Below are 17,460 nucleotides of genomic sequence, written 5' to 3'. Positions count from 1 at the left end.
GCCGATGCGGATCACGGTGCCGGAGGCGCTGACAGCCTCGCACGTGAAGTACGACGGAGAGGCCGGCCGCGCCTGGTCGGCCGGCCTGCCCGCGCTGGCCGAGCGTTACCTGGAGGAGTGGGGGCTGCGGCTCGACGGCGAGCCCCGTCACGGGGTGGTGTCGCTGGTGCTGCCCGTCGTCCGCGACGACGGCACCGAGGCGGCGCTCAAGCTGCAGCCCGTCACCGACGAGAACGTCACCGAGGCCATGGGGCTGGCCACGTGGGCGGGTGACGCGTCGGTGCTGCTGCTCGAGTCCGACCCGGCGACCGGCACCATGCTGCTCGAACGACTGTCGGCCGACCGGCCGCTGTCCAGCATGCCGGACGACATGGAGGCGCTGGGCGTCCTCACCGACCTGCTGGCCCGCCTGGTGGCCCATCCCGCCCCAGAGGGAATGCGCCGGCTCGGCGACATCGCGCAGGCCATGCTCGACGACGTGGACAAGGCGCTCCCGCGACTGGCGGACGAGCACCACCGCCACTGGATGACGTGGTGCGCCTCGGCGGTCGCCGAACTCGTCCACGAGCCCGGCGACCGGCTGCTGCACTGGGACCTGCACTACGACAACGTGCTGGCGGCCGGGCGGGAGCCGTGGCTGAGCATCGACCCCAAGCCGCTGGCCGGCGACCCGGGGTTCGACCTGATGCCCGCCCTGGACAACCGCTGGGACGACGTGGTCGCGACGGGTGACGTGACCCGGGCGGTGCTCAGGCGTTTCGACCTGATGGTCGACCGGCTCGCCCTCGACCCCCGGCGGGCGGCGGGCTGGACGATGGGCCGGGTGTTGCAGAACTTCCTCTGGGAGGTCGAGGACGGCACCCACGCCGAGAGCGAGTGGATGCGCATCCAACTCGCGGTGGCCGAGGCCGTGCGGCACCGGCAGTGACCCACAGGGTCAGCATGATCTACCCCCTGCCGTGAGGTCACGTCGCACACTGTTATGGGAACTTTTCTTTTTACTCAGTCTTTATGTAGATATAGTCCGACTGGACACACACGGGGACGGGGCACGCCGAGGTGGGATGACCGAGTTCGTAGACACCGCATTCAGCTTTCCAACAGTCATTTTCAGCATCCTTCTCATCGTGGTCGTGCTTTATTGGCTGGCCGTGATCACCGGCCTGTTCGGGGTGGACGACGACGCGGCCTGGCTGGGGCTCGGGGGAGTGCCCGCGGGGATCACGCTGTCGTTGCTGATCGCGGTGACGTGGATGTTGTGCCTGGCCGGCAGCCAGATGGTGAGCGGCGGCCTGCTGGTCGCCGTACCGTTCGTCGCCCTCGCCGGCGGCTGGCTCGCCGCCCGTGGCCTGCTGCTTCCACTGCGCCCGCTCTTCCGTGAGGGGGACCGGTCCTCGCGCGCCGACTTCATCGGCCAGATGTGCGTGATCCGCACCGGCGAGGCCACGCCCGCCTTCGGCCAGGCCGAGGTCAGCGCCGCGGACGGCGCGTCCGCGATCGTGCAGGTGCGCACGACCGGGCTGGACCGCCTGGACCGCGGCGCCACCGCCCTCATCTTCGACTACGACAAAGACGGCGAATTCTTCATGGTCATGCCGTACGAAAGTGAGCATTGATGGACGTCATCTCTACGGGGCTCGGCATTCTCATAGCGGTAGTCGCGATCATTGTCATCGGGCTGCTCGTCCTCATCGGCCGCCTTTTCCGCAAGGTCGAACAGGGCAAGGCGCTGATCGTGTCGAAGATCAACAAAGTCGATGTGACGTTCACCGGCAAGATCGTCCTGCCCGTCGTCCACAAGGCCGAGGTCATGGACATCTCGGTGAAAACAATCGAGATTCATCGCACCGGCCGCGAGGGCCTGATCTGCCGCGACAACATCAGGGCCGACATCAAGATCACGTTCTTCGTCCGCGTGAACAAGACCACGGAAGACGTCATCAAGGTCGCCCAGGCCATCGGCACGGCCAGGGCCAGCGACGAGCAGACGCTGCAGGAGCTGTTCAACGCGAAGTTCTCCGAGGCGCTGAAGACGGCCGGCAAGCACCTGGACTTCGTCGACCTCTACACCAAGCGCGACGAGTTCCGCGACGAGATCATCCGGCTCATCGGCACGGACCTCAACGGCTACAGCCTCGAAGACGCCGCCATCGACTACCTTGAGCAGACCTCCCTGGCCCAGCTCGACAAGAGCAACATCCTCGACGCCCAGGGCATCCGCAAGATCACCGAGCTGACGGCCATCGAGCACGTGCGGACGAACGACTTCCGGCGCAACGAGGAGAAGGAGATCACCCGCCAGAACGTGGACGCCCGCGAGGCCATCCTCGAACTGGAGCGCCGCCAGGCCGACGCCGAGCTCAAGCAGCGCCGCGAGATCGAGACCGTCAAGGCCCGCGAGGACGCGGAGATCGCCCGCGTACAGGCAGAGGAGCGGCTGCGCGCGCAGGCCGCCGGCATCAAGACCGACGAGCAGATCGGCGTCCAGCGGGAGAACCAGCACCGCGAGATCGCGGTCGCCGAGAAGAACCGCGAGCGCGTGATCGCCATCGAGTCCGAGCGGATCGAGAAGGACCGTCTGCTGGAGGTCATCGCCCGCGAGCGGGAGACCGAGCTGTCGCGGATCGCGAGGGACAAGGAGGTCGAGACCGAGAAGCGCTCGATCGCCGAGGTCATCCGCGAGCGCATCGCGGTCGACAAGACCGTGGCCGAGCAGGAGGAGAGCATCAAGCGGCTGCGCGTGGTCGAGGAGGCCGAGCGCACCCGCCAGCAGGTGATCATCGCCGCCGAGGCGGAGGCGCAGGAGAACCTGGTCAAGGACATCAAGGCGGCCGAGGCCGCGGAGGCCGCCAGCAAGTTCAAGGCCCGCGAGGAGCTGGTGCTCGCCGAGGCCAGGCAGCAGGCCGCCGAGCTGGACGCGCGGGCCAAGATCCGGCTGGCCGAGGGTGTGCAGGCCGAGTCCGCCGCCGACGGGCTGGCGCAGGTCCAGGTCAAGGAGCGCGACGCCGAGGCCATCGAGAAGGTCGGCCGCGCGGAGGCGCTGGTGCTGAAGGAGAAGCTGGCGGCCGAGGCCGACGGCGCCAGGGCCATGGCGCTGGTCGACGGCGAGCGGCTCAAGGCGCAGGCCGAGGGCGAGCAGGCGATGGCGCTGGCCGGCGCCGCCGCGGTCGGCGAGAAGCTCAAGGCCGAGGCCGAGGGTCTCACCGAGAAGGCGGCCGCGATGGCCGCGCTGGACGACGCCAGCAGGGAGCACGAGGAGTACCGCCTGCGCCTCGAGGCCGACAAGGAGATCCGCCTCAAGCACATCGACGTGTCGCGGCACGTGGCCGAGTCGCAGGCCAGCGTGCTGGCCGCCGGGCTGGCCAAGGCCAACATCGACATCGTCGGCGGCGACACGATGTTCTTCGACAAGGTGGTCGGCTCGATCACCGCGGGCAAGGCGGTCGACGGATTCATCGGGCACTCCGAGATCGCGGGCGCGCTGACCAGGCCGTACGTCAACGGCGAGGCCAGCCTGGCGGCCGACCTCGCCGACGTGGTGAGCGGCGTGCGTACCGAGGACCTGAAGAACCTGACCGTGTCCGCGCTGCTCCTGCAGCTCATCAAGAACGGCGGCCCGCAGTCGTCGGCGCTGGGCGAACTGCTGGAGACGGCCCGCCAACTGGGAGTGGCGGACTCGCCGGTGGCCGCGCTCGCCGGGGCGAGGAGCTGACCCTCTGTGACTACGCTCGAAGCCGGGCCTGGGCTGGAGGCGGGGACGTACGAAGTCCTCAGGAACCGGCTCCAGGCCCAGGCCAAGGCCCTCGCGGCGGCGGCCGAGGCGGTCAACCAGGAGCGGCTGCGCGTGTTCGGCGGCGCGGAGCTGCGCCTGCTGGGCACCGAGCGAATCCGCACGGAGCACAACTGCGTCCCCAGGGACATCGTCTCCCTGGGTGACGTGATGTTGTTCGGCTACAACGTCTTCATCGGGCTCAAGCCGGAGACGACGGTGGCCGACGTGTTCGCGGTGCACCGCTTCTCCAGGGACGGCGACGCCTTCCGGTTCGACGCCGACAGGCTGGAGACGCTGGAGGACCCGGCGTTCGGGAAGGACTTCGCCGAGCTCTACCGCTACTACAAGGAGACGCGGCTGCAGCAGCTCCGGCGGGTGGAGGGCAAGCTGCTGGCGGTGTTCAGGACGGGGCCCGGGGACCTCCGGGTGCTGCGCTGGGCGGTCAGCACCGGCGGAGTGGCGAAATATCTGGATAACAGGGGTGAGCGTGACCACGTCTTCCCCCCGTCCCACGACTTCGAGTGGACACCCACCACCCGCGACGACCACGTGCTCGGCCGCCACCCGCACATCTCCATCGCGGGCGAGGTGTTCGTCGAGACCGTCGGCGGGGACCTCACCATCAAGGTCGAGGACAACACGGAGACCGGCGCCGGCGTCTACTCCGAGCCGGTCGCCGAACCCCTGCAGAGCCTCGCGGACGCCGACGTCGAGTACGCCAGGGTGGGGCCGCTCATCCTCATGCGGATCAAGCCGTACAAGGAGACCGACTGGCGGCACCTGGTCTTCAACGTGCGCACCAAGTCCGTCGTGCGGCTCGACGGCATCGGGCAGGCCTGCCGGCGGCTGCCCGAGGACCAGGGGCTGATCTTCCCCGGCGGCTACTACCTGGCGACCGGGGTCAGCAAGACGTTCGACACGGACGTGACCGACCTGGAGTTCGAGCGGGTGGTCCGCTCCCCCAACGGCGAGGACGTCCTGTACGTCTTCCACGCCAGGGGCGACGGGCGCTCACTGCTGCTGCCGTACAACGTGATCAGAAAAGAGGTGGCCACGCCCCTCGTCTGCCACGGCTACTCGTTGTTCGAGGACGGCACGATGGTGGTCTTCCGCGCCACCTCCGAGGAGCCGACCCGGGTCCACCCGATGCAGGTCTGGCAGACCCCGTACGTCTCCGACACCTACGCCGCCGCCCAGCCCGCGGGCACCGGCCCGCTGGAGCGCATCGGCAACGCCGAGCTGGTACGCGGCATCTCCGACTGCCTGTCCGTGTCGCGCATGGTCGAGGAGATGGCGCCGTCCGCGGGGACGTTCGAGGGCCTGATCGCCGCGTGCACGCGGGCGTTCGACTCCTACCACTGGCTCGGCGACCACGGCCTGCGCGGCCCGCTGTCCGACGTACGCGCCACCGCCGAGCAGGTGCTCGACGAGTACGAGAACGTCGAGCAGCTCACCAGGCAGGCCGAGCGCACGCTCACCGCGGCGACGGAGGAGACCACCCGCCTGCTACGCCGCGCCCAGGCCGACGACCCGGTCACCGCCGACGCCTGGGTGAGCCTGCTGGCCACGTTGCGCAGGGCCCAGGGCCACCTGGTGACGCTGCGCGAGGTCCGCCACGTCGATCTGGCCGCGCTCGACGACCTGGCCGCGTCGGTGTCGGAGGAGTTGGACTCGGTGGGCCGGCGGGCGGTCGCGTTCCTGGAGGGCGCGGACGCGTTCACCGGCTACCACGCCGCCGTCGAGCGGCTGGCCGCCGAAGCCGCCGCGATCACCACAGCCGCCGAGGCGGAACCGGTCGCCGAGCGGCTGGCCGAGCAGTCGGAGGGGCTGGAGGTGGTGACGGAGGTCGTCGGCTCGCTGGAGATCGCCGACGCCACCGTGCGCACGTCCATCCTGGGCCGCATCGCCGAGGTGCTCGGCGGCGTCAACCGCGCCAGGGCCGTCCTGGACGGCCGCCGCCGTGAGCTGCTCGGGGCCGAGGGGCGGGCCGCGTTCGCCGCCGAGTTCGCCCTGCTGGGGCAGGCCATCACGGGCGGGCTGGCGATCGCCGACACCCCCGCGAAGTGCGACGAGCAGCTCGGCCGGCTGATGTTGCAGCTGGAGAACCTGGAGTCGCGCTTCGGCGAGTTCGACGACTTCGCCGCGCAGTTGTCGGCCAAGCGGGACGACGTCTACGAGGCGTTCTCGTCCCGCAAGCAGACCCAGCTCGACGAGCTGGCCCGCCGCGCCGACCGCATCTTCGGCTCCGCCGAGCGGGTCCTCGCCAGCGTCACCCGCCGCATCGGGTCGCTGTCGTCGCTCGACGAGGTGAACACCTACTTCGCGACCGACCCGATGGTGGCCAAGGTCCGCTCGGCCGCCGGCGAGCTGCGCGCGCTCGGCGACGCCGTACGCGCGGAGGAGCTGGACGGGCGGGTCAAGTCCGCGCAGCAGGAGGCCGCGCGTTCGCTGCGGGACCGCCTGGACCTGTTCGCGGACGGCGGCGAGACGCTGCGCCTCGGCCACCACCGGTTCGCCGTCAACACCCAGCCGATCGACCTGACGCTGGTGCCGCACGTGGAGGGCGACGACGAGCGCACCTCCATGTACTTCGCCATCACGGGCACCGACTACCGCGCGCCCGTGCCCGAGTCGTTCGCCGACACCTGGCCCTTCTGGGACCAGCTGCTGGTCTCGGAGACGCCCGACGTCTACCGGGCCGAGCACCTGGCCGCCTCGCTGCTCGACTCGGTCACGCCCGGCAAGCCCCTGGCCGACCTGGTCCGGCAGGCCGCCGAGTCACGTTACGACGAAGGCTACGAGCGGGGCGTGCACGACCACGACGCCACGATCATCCTCGACGCGCTCGTACGGCTGTGGGAGGGGGCCGGGCTGCTGCGCTACCCGGCCGAGGTCCGCGCGGCCGCCCAGCTGTTCTGGGTGTTCGGGCTGGACGAGGTTTCACGTAAAACATGCGCCACCCGGGCGCTGTCGCTGGTGCGGGCGCGCACGGTCTTCGGCGACGCCTCCGCCCTCGGTGCGCTGGCCGCCGAGCTGGGCGCCGCCATCGCGGAGTTCATGACCGGTCTGCGTACGGACGTCGCGCCGGACGCGGGCCTGGCCGGCGAATACCTGGTCGAGGAGCTGGGCGGCCACCCCGCCGGGTTCGTCACCAGCAAGGGTGCGCGCGACCTGCTGGACGCGTTCCGCCACGAGCTGGGCCCCGCCAAGGTGCGCGAGTTCGAGGAGGACCTCAAGGCGGTCGCATTGCCCGAACGCCTCCAGCTGGCGCAGGCGTGGATCTCCGCTTTCCGCGAGGGCCCCGAGGTCGTCGAGGCCATCGCCGTGCAACTGTGCGACCTGCCCCGCCACGACTCCAGCGCCGCCACGACCGAGACCGTGGACGGCCTGCTCGGGTCCCACCCCCGCATCGCCGGCCGCACGCTGGAGATCAGGCTCGACGAGCTGCTCACCAGGACGCGCAGGTTCAGGCGGGAGCGGGTCCCCGCCTACCGCGCCTTCCAGCGCCGCAGGAGCGAGCTGGTCGAGGCGGAACGGCGGCGGCTGCGCCTGGACGAGTACCGTCCCAAGGTCATGAGCGCCTTCGTCCGCAACCGCCTGCTGGACGAGGTGTACCTGCCGCTGATCGGCGACAACCTGGCCAAGCAGCTCGGCGCGACCGGCGCGGGCAAACGCACCGACCAGATGGGCCTGCTGCTGCTCATCTCGCCGCCCGGCTACGGCAAGACCACCCTCATGGAGTACGTGGCCAGCCGGCTCGGCCTGGTCTTCGTCAAGGTCAACGGCCCGGCGCTGGGCCACGACGTCACCTCGCTCGACCCGGCCGACGCGCCCGACGCCACGTCCAGGCAGGAGGTGGAGAAGATCTCGTTCGCGCTGGAGACGGGCAACAACACGCTGCTCTACCTGGACGACATCCAGCACACCTCGCCGGAGCTGCTGCAGAAGTTCATCTCGCTGTGCGACGCCCAGCGCCGCATCGAGGGCGTGTGGCACGGCCGCACCCGCACGTACGACATGCGCGGCAAACGGTTCGCCGTGTGCATGGCGGGCAACCCGTACACCGAGTCGGGGCAGCGCTTCCGCATCCCCGACATGCTGGCCAACCGGGCCGACGTGTGGAACCTGGGCGACGTGCTGTCCGGCAGGGAGGACCTGTTCGCGCTGAGCTACATCGACAACGCCCTCACCTCCAACCCTGTGCTCGCGCCGCTCGCCGGCCGCGACCGCGCCGACGTGGAGTTGCTGGTGCGGCTGGCCAAGGGCGACACGACGGTACGGCCGGACCAGCTCGGTCATCCCTACACCAAGCCGGAGCTGGACCAGATCCTCAGCGTGTTGTCCAAGCTGGTGCGGGTGCAGGAGGTCATCCTGGCCGGCAACCGGGCCTACATCGCCTCGGCAGCCCAGTCCGACGCCGCCCGCACCGAGCCTCCGTACCGGCTGCAGGGGTCGTACCGGAACATGAACAAGCTGGCCGAACGCATCGTGCCCGCGATGAACGACGACGAGCTCGAAGCGCTGATCGACGACCACTATCTGGGCGAGGCGCAGACGTTGGCCTCGGACGCCGAGGCGAACCTGCTCAAGCTGGCCGAGCTGCGTGGCCGGCTGACCCCCGTCCAGGCCGAACGCTGGGCGGCGATCAAGGCCGCCTACCTCAGGGCCAAGGCGCTCGGAGGATCCGAGGACGACCCGATGACCAGAGCCGTCGGCGCGATCGGGCTGCTGGCCGACCGCGTCGGCGAGGTCGGCACGGCCATCAGGGAGTCCGAGCGCTGACGCGCGGCCGTGGCGGGTCGCTCGCGTACGCCGGCGGCCCGCCGTGGGAAGGTCACTCGCCTGGCTGTGCCGCTACGAGGCGTGCCTGTGACACCGTCGCGTCGCTCGCGGGCACGAGCGGCAGCCGTACGTCCGGGGTGGGGATCAGGCCCTGGGCGTGCAGCACGCCCTTGAGCACCGTCGGGTTGGGCTCGGCGAAGAGCGCCGCGGAGAGCCGGGCCAGCCGGTGCCCGAGCGTCCTCGCCCGGGTGACGTCGCCGGCGTGCCAGGCGTCGGCCAGTTCGGTGAAGCGCGCGGTCTCCAGGTGCGCGGAGGCGAGGATCCCACCGGCCGCGCCCAGCGCCAGCAGCGGCGAGATGAACGCGTCGTCGCCGCCGAGCACCTCGAACCCCGCGGGCAGGTCGCCGAGCAGGGCCACGGCGTCCTGGTCCAGGCCTGCCGCGTACTTCACGCCCGCCACCATCGGATGCGCGCCCAGGCGGCGCAGCGTGGCGGCTCCGACCGCCTGCCCGGTCCTGTAGGGGATGTGGTAGATCACCAGCGGCACCGGCGTCTCCTCCACCAGCGCCTCGAAGTGCGCGACCACGCCGCGCTCCCCCGGCCGCAGGAAGGAGGGGACGGTCACCAGCGCCGCCCCCACCCCCTCGGGCAACTGCCGCAGCGCCCTGGCCGTGGACCGGGTGTCGTTGCCCGTCACCCCGACCGTCAGCAGCGCCTGGCGCTCCGCGCAGACCCGCGCGCATACCTCGATCACCAGCGCCCGCTCCTCCGGATCGAGCGCGGCCACCTCGCCGGTGGTGCCCAGCGCGACCAGGCCGGCGGCGCCCTGGTCGAGCACGTGGCCCGCGAGCTTCTCCCCCGCGTCCGCCGCCACCTCTCCCGAGGAGGTGAACGGGGTGATCAGCGGTACGTGGATTCCTCTCAGCATGCTTCGAGCGTGCCGCGCGCGAACCCGTTAGGTCCAGCACTGATTTCTTGGCCAGACGTTAAGCTGACCTTATGCTCGACCCGCGCAAGCTGCTCCTGCTCCGCGAGCTCGCCAGGCGCGGCACGATCGCCGCTGTGGCACAGGCCGTGACGTTCACGCCCTCCGCCGTCTCCCAGCAGCTCGCCGCGCTGGAGCGGGAGGCGGGCGTGCCGCTGCTCGAACGCACCGGCCGCACCGTGACGCTGACGGCCGCCGGCCACCTGCTCGTCGAACACGCCCAAGCGGTGCTCGAACAGCTCGAACGCGCGTCCGCCGCGCTCGCCGCCACCCGTGGCGGACCCTCGGGGCCGCTGCGCGTCGGCGCGTTCCCCACCGCGGCCAGAGTGCTGCTGCCTCCCGCGCTCACCGCGCTGACCGGCGCACACCCTGGGCTCCAGCCCATGGTCGCGGAGATCGACCCCGCCGACGTCTCGGCGGCACTGCGGGCGGGCGAGCTGGACGTGGCGCTCGTGCACGAATACGACTCCGTGCCGCCGGTCACGGACGCGTCCATCGAGACCGAGCCGCTGTTCAGCGAGCCGATCTACCTCACCGACCGCCCCTCGGTCGCCGCCGCCCGCGCCGACGCCTGGATCACCAACAAACCGGGCACCCTCTGCCACACGATGGCGATCAGGGCCTGCCAGGCGGCCGGGTTCGAGCCCTCGGTGCGCCACCACATCGACGACTTCGACACCGTGCTCGCCTTCGCGGCGGCCGGCCAGGGGGTGGCGCTCGTGCCCCACCTGGCGGCGATCAACCCACCGGCCGACGTACCACTCACCCGCCTGCCGCTGCGCCGCCGCACGCTGGCCGCCTTCAGAAAGGGGTACGGCGAACACCCGGCGGTCCTGGCCGCCGTCTCCGCCTTCCGCACGGCCGCCGCCCGCCTGCCGCTCTGACCCGCCGCCCGGATCGTCACCTGTCGAGTACGGCGTCCAGCAAGGCGCCGGCGCTGTCCATGCCCGCGTCGTACTCGCCGGCCGTCACCGCCACCACCAGGTCCTCGCCGGGTGCCACGAGCAGCCGCTGGCCCCCGTTGCCGATGCCCTCGTACAGGCGGCGTTCGCCGGTGCCGATGTACCACTGGTAGCCGTACCGGAACTCGTCCTCTATCACCATGCGGGGCGTGAGCATCCGCGTGATCCACTCGCCGGGCACGATGTCACGGCCGCCGTCGAGCACCAGCCGCCCGACCGCCGCCAGGTCGAGCGGGCGCAGCCGCAGCCCCGCCGCGGCCGACTCGATCCCGTCGTCGCCCTTGGTCCAGCCGAAGTCGCCGATCCCGAGCGGCCGGAACAGCGCGCTCTCGGCGTACTCGGTCAGCGGCCGGCCCACGCCGCGCGCGATGACGGCCCCGAGCAGCGCCGTCGCTCCCCCGCAGTACGCCCACCGCTTCCCCGCCTCCTCGACGACGGGCCGCTCCAGCACGAAGCGGTGCCGGTCGGGCGCGAGCTCCATGGCGATCTCGCTGTTGGCCGGGGACGTGTAGGGGGCGTCCTCGTTCCATTCGAGGCCGAGCGTCATGGTGAGCGCGTGTTCGATGGTGAGGTGCGCCCGCCCGGGATCGGCCACCAGATCCGGATATTCGGGGAACTGTCGCACCAGCCCTTCACCGGGCTCCGGCACCAGCCCCTCGCCCAGCGCGATCCCGTACAGCAGTCCTACGACGCTCTTGGACACCGACCGCAGGTCGTGCAGGGTGTCCCGGTCGAACACGACGTGCCCCAGGTCCTCGCCGAGCCGGTGGTCCCGTCCGGCTCCGTAACGTTCGAGAACGACCTCCCCGCCTCGCATCACCACGAGCCCGTGGAAGTGGGGCGCCTTGCCCGCTCGCAGGACCTCATCGACCCGCTCGGTCATGGCCACGATGTTTCCTCCCTGACAGTCGGCACATCAGGCATACAGCCTCACACCGTGTCAGGCACAACTTCCTAGCAGGATGTTCGCTTTCAGGCCGCTTCGGTGACGTCGGCCGCGGAGAGCGGCGCCGCGATGGCCTCCAGCCCCTTGCGCTCGGCCTTGACCCCCAGGAACAACTCGACCAGCCCTCCGGCGATCATCACCAGCGCGCCGATGCTGAACGCGAGCGCCGTGTCCCCCGGCACGCCGCTCTCCACCAGGTTGGCGAAGACCAGCGGCCCGGCGATGCCGCCGCAAGCCGTACCGACCGCGAAGAAGAACGCGATCGCCATCGCCCTGGTCTCCATCGGGAAGATCTCGCTGACCGTCAGGTACGCCGAACTCGCCCCCGCCGAGGCCACGAAGAGCACCACCGACCAGCAGGCGGTCAGCGTGACCGCGGTCAGCGCCCCCTGGTTGAACAGCCAGGCGGTGCCGAGCAGCAGCAACCCCGACCCGATGTACGTCGCCGAGATCATCGGAATCCTGCCCACGGTGTCGAAGAGGTGGCCGAGCAGCAGCGGGCCGAGGAAGTTGCCGACCGCGATCACGGCGAAGTAGTAGCCGGTGTTCGTGGTGATGCCGAAGAAGGTGGACAGGATCTGGGCGTACCCGAAGGTGATGGCGTTGTAGAGGAACGCCTGCCCGACGAAGAGTGACAGGCCGAGCACGGTCCGCTTGGGATAGAGGGCGACCATGGTGTGCGCGATGCGTACGAACCCGATGGACTTGCGCTGGTGGATGGTCATCGACTGCGACGGCTGCGGCAGGTCCTCGTCGATCTGCTGCTCGACGTCCTCGACGATCTTCTCGGCCTCGTCGCCCCTGCCGTGGATGAACAACCAGCGCGGGCTCTCCGGCACGTTCCGGCGTACGAGCAGGATCGCCAGGCCCAGCACCACGCCCAGCCCGAACGCGACCCGCCAGCCGATGTTCACCGGCAGGTCGTTCAGCAGGGGCACGGTCAGCAGCGCGCCGCCGGCCGCGCCGAGCCAGTAGCTGCCGTTGATGATGATGTCGATGCGCCCGCGGTGCCGGCTCGGGATGAGCTCGTCGATGGCCGAGTTGATGGCCGCGTACTCGCCTCCGATGCCGAATCCCGTCACGAACCTGAACAGGAAGAACCACCACACGCTGAACGAGAACGCGGTCAGCAGCGTCGCCGCCAGATAGACCAGCAGCGTGATGATGAACAACTTCTTGCGGCCGAACCTGTCGGTCAGCCAGCCGAAGAACAGCGCGCCCGAGCAGGCCCCCGCCACATAGAGCGCCGCAGCCGTGCCCGCCACCTGGGCCTGGCTGATGTCCAGGCCGCTTCCGGGCTTGGCCAGCTGCGCGGAGAGGTTACCGACGATGGTGACCTCGAGCCCGTCGAGGATCCACACGGTGCCCAGGCCGATGACGATCATCCAGTGCCAGCGTGACCACGGCAGCCGGTCCAGCCGTGCGGGCACCTTCGTGGTTATCGTGCCGGTCTCCACGTCGCTCATAAGGCCATTTCGATACCCGCCGAGCGAGCGGCAAACGTTCTCCCTATGCGACAGGGCTTCTGGCCTCGAGGATCTCCGTGCGGGACCACGGCCCGCCGTACCAGAATCGCCAGCCGGCGTCGCGCCGCCGCACGTCGACGACGCCGAGGGAGCGCAGCGTGTCCTCGTACGCCCGGGTGTGGTGCGGGTCGGCGATCAGGATGAGGCCGCCGGGCCGCAGCACCCGCAGCGCCTCGCGTACGGCCTGCTCGCGGCCTTGGCGGCGGGCGATGGTGTGGAATGCCTGGTCGGAGACGACCACGTCGAACGCGTCGTTCTCGAACGGCAGGTCACGCAGGTCGCCCACCACCAGCGACACCCGGTCGGCGACTCCTTCCCGCTCGGCGTTCGCGCTCGCTCGCGGCGCTTCCCTGGCGTGCTGGTCGAGGCCGGTCGCGTGGCCCTCCGGCAGCCGTTCCGCGGCCAGCGTGAGCACGGCGCCGCGTCCGCAGCCGAGATCCAGCAGGCGTTCGCCGCCCTCCAGCCGATCCAGCTCCGCCGCCCAGACGGCCCGCTTGCCGCGCCGCGTCGTGTAGAGGTGGCTGCCCGCGCTGGCCAGCGTGTACGTGCCGCCGAGCAGGAAGGCGACCCCCGCCTCCGGGACGTCGAACGTGAACGACACCGCCGTGAGCACCGCGAGCGTGATCACTCCGAGGAGTAACCCCGCCAGCGCCCAGGGTGCGTCGAACCCGTAACTACCGTGCCGCTTGCCCACATTCACGTTATATCTCAAGCTTGTCTTGACCGGGAATTGACCGAACCATGCCCTGGCGCACCGTCACCAGCACATCACGCATAACTAGGGTGGCTTGGATGGGCACGCATTGGGGGTTTGACCAGGCATGACAGGGAGAGAACGAGGGTTTGGCCTGGGAGCGAGCATCGCGCTGACCATGGGGGCGGCCATGTTGTGGGGCGTGGCGCACCTGGCGGTCGAACGTCGCCGGTCCGGCCTGGCCCTCATGGTGGCGTACGTGCTGATGCTGGCCGGTGTGCTCACCGTGGTCACCGCGTACAGCGCCAACCTCCTGTCCCTGGCCGTCCAGCCGCGCTGGCTGACCGTGCTCACCGTAGCGCTGGTGGCGATCGCCCTGGCCTGGACCGGCGTGATCGTCTGGTCGTTCGTGCTCGTACGCCCCCCGCGCTCCGACCGGATCGGCCGTTTCCTGACCACGACGCTGACCGTCGCGCTCTGCGCTCTCATCCTGGCCCCCACCGCCTACGCCACCAGGATCGCCTACCTGTCGCGGGACGTCGTGAACACGTTGTTCCCGTCGAGCGCCGACAGCACGCCCATCATGGCCCACGATCCGTGGAACGGCGCGGAACGTGTGCAGTTCCTGCTCCTGGGCGGCGACTCGGCGCCCGGTAGGCCCGGCGTGCGCACCGACAGCATGACCGTGGCCAGCGTGGACACCGCGACGGGCGCGACCACGCTGTTCGGCCTGCCCCGCAACCTGCAGAGGGTGCCGCTCCCCCACGGCCCGGCCAGGTCGCGGTTCCCGTTCGGCTTCACCGGCGCGGGCACCGACACGCCGGGCCTGCTCAACGAGATCTTCCAGTACGCGGAGGACCACCCGGACATGGTGCCGGGCGTGCCGAAGGGCCGGCGCGGCCCCGCCCTGCTCAAGGAGACGATCGGCGGCATCCTCGGCATTCCTGTGCAGTATCACGTGCTGGTCGACATGAAGGGCTTCGCGGAGCTCGTCGACGCCATGGGCGGCGTACGCGTCACCATCAAGGACCCCATCGTGTACGGCCGCAACCGCGAGGGCCTGCTTCCGCCGGGGACGCGCAAGCTCTCCGGCGAGGAGGCCCTGTGGTACGGCCGCTCGCGCACCGACAGCGATGACTATGTTCGCATGGGACGGCAGAAGTGCCTGCTCAACGCGGTCGTCAAGCAGGCGGAGCCGATGACCGTGATCAACAGTTTCGAGCGGCTGGCCACGGCCGCCAAGCGTACGATCTCCACCGACCTGCCCCGGGACGTGCTGCCGGCGGTCGTGGAGTTGTCGCAGAAGGTGAAGAGCGCCAAGGTCCGCAGTCTCAGCTTCGTGCCGCCGCTGATCGACACGGCGAACCCCGACTGGGGCCTGATCCGCGACACGGTCTCCGACTCCCTGAGGGACCGCCCGTCCACCAAGACCGTGCCCACGCGCGAGCAGCCGGCCACGACGCAGAAGCCGGACAACCCGATCAACCTCGACGCCGCCTGCGGTTAGACCCTCTCGTCCAGGTGGTCGGCGTAGTAGGCGATGGCGCGGTCGTACCCGCCGGCCTGGTCGGACTCGGCGACCACCTTGAGCAGGGTCGTGACCGCCTCGGCGCAGCGCCCGGCGTTGTGCAGCGCCATCGCCGAGAACGTGCGCAGCGCCCCGTCGCCGGGGAACTCCTTCAACCCTCGTTCGAACGTCTCCAGCGCCTCGGCGTGCCTGCCGAGCACCCGCAGCGTGCTGCCGTACCCCGTGAAGGCGCCCAGCCGGTCGGCCTCGCTCAGCCCTTCGCCCGCCAGCGCGCGCTCGTAGTAGGGCACCGCCTCGGCCTCGAGGCCGAGCGCGTCGTGCGCCCAGGCCGCCTGGTAGGACACCTCGGCATCATCGGGATGCCGCCGGGCCAGGTCGACGAGGAGCCGCCGGGCCTCCTCTCCCTGACCTTCCTCACGCAGGTGGACGGCGCGCGCCAATTCTTCGTCTCGCATGCGCCGAGTGTGGCATGATGGTGCCCGACAGAAACGGTAACGATTTTCATCCCCACAAGGAGGCGCCGTGAGAGTGGCGTTCGTCGGAAAGGGCGGCAGCGGCAAGACCACGATGTCGGCGCTGTTCGCGAGGCACGTGGCGAGCCAGGGCCGGCCCGTGGTCGCCATCGACGCCGACATCAACCAGCACCTCGCCCTCGTGCTCGGCCTCGACCGGCAGCCGGAGCCGCTCGGCGCACACCTCACCGAGATCAAGGAGCGCCTGCGCGGCTCCAACCCGCGCATCCCCTCGGCGGAGGCCATGCTCAAGACCACCCCGCCCGGTCGCGGCTCCACACTGCTGAGCTTCGACGACCTCGCCACCGACCCGCTCGGGCTCACCACGCCCGACGGCCTGCGCCTGCTGGCGACCGGCCCGTTCAGTGAGGACGACCTCGGCGTGGCCTGCTACCACTCGAAGGTCGGCGCGGTCGAGCTGCTGCTCAACCACCTGGTCGACGGGGCCGGCTCCTACGTGGTGGTCGACATGACGGCCGGCGCCGACTCCTTCGCCTCCGGCCTGTTCACCCGGTTCGACCTGACGTTCCTCGTGGCCGAGCCGACCATGCAGGGCGTGAGCGTCTACCGGCAATACCGCGACCATGCCGCCCAGTACGACGTGTCGCTCGCCGTGGTCGGCAACAAGGTGCACGGCGAGTCCGACGTCGACTTCCTGCGCGAGCACGTGGGTGACGATCTGCTCACCTGGATGGAGCACTCGGCCGCCGTCCGGGCCATGGAGCAGGGCCGCCACTTCACGCTCGACGACCTTGAGCCGGGCAACGCCGACGCGCTCTCCCTCCTCCGCAAGACCCTGGACGAGCAGGAGAAAGACTGGGAGCGCTTCGGCCGGCAGACCGTGGAGTTCCACCTGCGCAACGCCCGCGCGTGGGGCAACGAGCGCACCGGCACCGACCTTGCCGAGCAGATAGACCCGGGCTTCGTCTACGGGCCCTGATCACGCGACTGTCCCCCTCCAGGCATCTGGAGGCTCTCCCCATCCCCGCCTAGCGTCACATTTGACCCGTTTCGAGAGGAGACAGCATGTCGCTGACCGTTCCGAACGATCTGCTCGACCAGGCCAGGGCCGGTGACGTGGACGACGCGGCCTTCGTCGCGTGCGTCCGCGACTCGCTGCCGTACGCGTGGTCGCTGATAAGCGACCTGGCGAGCCGGCGCGAGCAGACCGGGGCCGAGTTCGAGGACAACACGGTGCCACCGCCGTCCGAGGAGGCCCGCGGCCAGCTCCTGCGCTGCCTGGCGAGCGACGCGATGCGCGGTGCGCTGGAGCGCCACTTCGGGGTCCGCCTGGCCTTCCAGAACTGCCACCGGGTCGCCGTCTTCGACCCGACGGCCACGAAGGCCCTGCACGAGTTCGTCACTCCGCGAGCCCAGATCCTCAACCAGAAACCGGAGCTGGTGGACTGCTGATCCCTCCCGGTGACCCGGCAGCCCGCCGGGTCACCGGGGCAGCAGCGGCAGCACCTCGGCGCCGAAGCGCCTGATGTTCTCCAGCGTGCGCCGATGGTCCCCCAGGCCCTCGACCATCAGGATGAAGTGCTCGATCCCGGTCTGCTCCGCCGTGCGCAGCAGGGTCTCCGCGCAGTGCCCGGCCGACCCGACCGGATGGATGCGCGTCAGCAGGTCCACGTACGCCGGGACGTCCCTCGAAGCCCGTGGCCGGCCGTCCACCGACACATATCCCGCCAGCCCAGGCCCCAGCCACCGCGGCAACGACTCCTTGAGCTCCCGCACCGCCAGGGCCGTCGAG

General features: G+C 70.4%; 13 protein-coding genes and 1 pseudogene. 8 read left to right on the top strand and 6 right to left on the bottom strand.

The window, feature by feature from the left end; translation table 11 throughout:
* The first annotated feature begins 4 nt into the window (after nt 1-4).
* The 4 genes from GUY59_RS25935 (at nt 5) to GUY59_RS25920 (ending at nt 8,554) form a co-directional block, all read left to right on the top strand.
* Nucleotides 5-928 (top strand): aminoglycoside phosphotransferase family protein, encoded by a 924-nt coding sequence (locus GUY59_RS25935; RefSeq protein WP_138202229.1) that lies wholly within the window; start codon nt 5-7, stop codon nt 926-928.
* Between the two features lie 199 nt (nt 929-1,127).
* The gene (locus GUY59_RS25930; RefSeq protein WP_252375025.1) at nt 1,128-1,616 is read left to right on the top strand and encodes a hypothetical protein; all 489 of its coding nucleotides are present in this window, start codon (nt 1,128-1,130) and stop codon (nt 1,614-1,616) included.
* Complete coding sequence (locus tag GUY59_RS25925; RefSeq protein ID WP_138202231.1) at nt 1,616-3,712, top strand: flotillin family protein; 2,097 nt, start codon at nt 1,616-1,618, stop codon at nt 3,710-3,712. The genes GUY59_RS25930 and GUY59_RS25925 overlap by 1 nt, the downstream gene beginning before the upstream one ends.
* A gap of 6 nt (nt 3,713-3,718) precedes the next feature.
* Complete coding sequence (locus GUY59_RS25920) at nt 3,719-8,554, top strand: DNA repair ATPase (protein ID WP_138202232.1); 4,836 nt, start codon at nt 3,719-3,721, stop codon at nt 8,552-8,554.
* Between the two features lie 52 nt (nt 8,555-8,606).
* Here GUY59_RS25920 and GUY59_RS25915 read toward each other — a convergent pair whose 3' ends face one another.
* Entirely contained in the window at nt 8,607-9,482 is an 876-nt protein-coding gene (locus GUY59_RS25915) for a 4-hydroxy-tetrahydrodipicolinate synthase family protein (protein ID WP_138202233.1), read from the bottom strand.
* A 71-nt stretch (nt 9,483-9,553) separates the two neighbouring features.
* Between GUY59_RS25915 and GUY59_RS25910 the strand changes: the two genes are divergently transcribed.
* The gene (locus GUY59_RS25910) at nt 9,554-10,423 is read left to right on the top strand and encodes a LysR substrate-binding domain-containing protein (protein ID WP_138202234.1); all 870 of its coding nucleotides are present in this window, start codon (nt 9,554-9,556) and stop codon (nt 10,421-10,423) included.
* A 16-nt stretch (nt 10,424-10,439) separates the two neighbouring features.
* On the opposite strand, the gene GUY59_RS25905 is transcribed toward GUY59_RS25910, so the two are convergent.
* The 3 genes from GUY59_RS25905 to GUY59_RS25895 form a co-directional block, all read right to left on the bottom strand.
* Complete coding sequence (locus GUY59_RS25905; protein ID WP_201761339.1) at nt 10,440-11,384, bottom strand: serine hydrolase domain-containing protein; 945 nt, start codon at nt 11,382-11,384, stop codon at nt 10,440-10,442.
* 89 nt (nt 11,385-11,473) lie between these two features.
* On the bottom strand, nt 11,474-12,913 hold the full coding sequence (locus tag GUY59_RS25900; RefSeq protein WP_138202236.1) for an MFS transporter: 1,440 nt from the start codon (nt 12,911-12,913) through the stop codon (nt 11,474-11,476).
* Nucleotides 12,914-12,956: 43 nt separating this feature from the next.
* Nucleotides 12,957-13,667, bottom strand: coding sequence for a class I SAM-dependent methyltransferase (locus GUY59_RS25895; protein WP_138202237.1), 711 nt, complete (start codon nt 13,665-13,667; stop codon nt 12,957-12,959).
* 127 nt (nt 13,668-13,794) lie between these two features.
* Here GUY59_RS25895 and GUY59_RS25890 point away from each other — a divergent pair, with 127 nt between their 5' ends.
* Nucleotides 13,795-15,174 (top strand): LCP family protein, encoded by a 1,380-nt coding sequence (locus GUY59_RS25890; RefSeq protein ID WP_236667501.1) that lies wholly within the window; start codon nt 13,795-13,797, stop codon nt 15,172-15,174.
* Here GUY59_RS25890 and GUY59_RS25885 read toward each other — a convergent pair.
* Nucleotides 15,171-15,650: a tetratricopeptide repeat protein gene (locus tag GUY59_RS25885; RefSeq protein WP_138202238.1), complete on the bottom strand. Its 480-nt coding sequence runs from the start codon at nt 15,648-15,650 to the stop codon at nt 15,171-15,173. The two genes, GUY59_RS25890 and GUY59_RS25885, sit on opposite strands and share 4 nt — an antisense overlap.
* A gap of 67 nt (nt 15,651-15,717) precedes the next feature.
* Here GUY59_RS25885 and GUY59_RS25880 point away from each other — a divergent pair, with 67 nt between their 5' ends.
* Both GUY59_RS25880 and GUY59_RS25875 read left to right on the top strand, forming a co-directional pair.
* Nucleotides 15,718-16,647, top strand: coding sequence for an ATP-binding protein (locus tag GUY59_RS25880; RefSeq protein ID WP_138202239.1), 930 nt, complete (start codon nt 15,718-15,720; stop codon nt 16,645-16,647).
* Nucleotides 16,648-16,733: 86 nt separating this feature from the next.
* Nucleotides 16,734-17,120, top strand: coding sequence for an SCO5389 family protein (locus tag GUY59_RS25875; RefSeq protein WP_132334011.1), 387 nt, complete (start codon nt 16,734-16,736; stop codon nt 17,118-17,120).
* 30 nt (nt 17,121-17,150) lie between these two features.
* On the opposite strand, the pseudogene GUY59_RS25870 reads toward GUY59_RS25875, so the two are convergent.
* Nucleotides 17,151-17,460, bottom strand: a pseudogene (locus GUY59_RS25870) (LLM class flavin-dependent oxidoreductase); the annotation flags it as partial.

The organism is Nonomuraea sp. K271 (assembly GCF_009908215.1).
Classification (GTDB): domain Bacteria; phylum Actinomycetota; class Actinomycetes; order Streptosporangiales; family Streptosporangiaceae; genus Nonomuraea; species Nonomuraea longispora.
This window is presented reverse-complemented; position numbering and strand designations above follow the sequence as displayed.